This window comes from Halomonas sp. AOP25-F1-15 (assembly GCF_052378675.1).
In the GTDB taxonomy this organism is placed as follows: domain Bacteria; phylum Pseudomonadota; class Gammaproteobacteria; order Pseudomonadales; family Halomonadaceae; genus Vreelandella; species Vreelandella casei.
Map to the genome: position 1 here is coordinate 1 of NZ_JBQSXV010000024.1, position 566 is coordinate 566.

The 566-nt window shown below is 45.6% G+C and carries 2 tRNA genes; both read left to right on the top strand.

Annotated elements, in window-relative coordinates:
- Positions 1 to 67 precede the first annotated feature (67 nt).
- Positions 68 to 144 (top strand) — tRNA-Ile (locus ACT3TF_RS17180).
- Between the two features lie 105 nt (positions 145 to 249).
- A tRNA-Ala gene (locus ACT3TF_RS17185) sits at positions 250 to 325 on the top strand.
- Positions 326 to 566 lie beyond the last annotated feature (241 nt).

Below are 566 nucleotides of genomic sequence, written 5' to 3' on the forward strand. Positions count from 1 at the left end.
GTGATAGAGCAAACGGTAGTTAATTTAGTTGCTACAGGTTCCCAAGATCTGTAATGGCTGAATAGCCGGGTCTGTAGCTCAGTTGGTTAGAGCGCACCCCTGATAAGGGTGAGGTCGGCAGTTCAAGTCTGCCCAGACCCACCAAATTTTATCCAGCACTGCGTTATTTTATGACTCGCATAGCAGGCTATGCTTCGCCATAAAATGCCTTGTTCTGAATAAAATTACCCGGAAAAGTTATGTGTTAATGGGGCCATAGCTCAGCTGGGAGAGCGCCTGCCTTGCACGCAGGAGGTCAGCGGTTCGATCCCGCTTGGCTCCACCATTTAGTACTACTTCTTCACCTTAAATACCGTTTGTGAACGTTTCGTGACCATTGATAAGTCGCTGCGCTGTAGTCGCTATAAGGGTTTTTATAGCTACAGCACATCGCTTTATCACTGTTCATTGAACAGCCGCTCTTTAACAATGTATATCATGCTGACAAGAACACACCGCAAGGTGGGTTCTTAAATTGTGATACGTTTTATACGTATCCGGCAAATGAACGTTATCATTGCGAGATA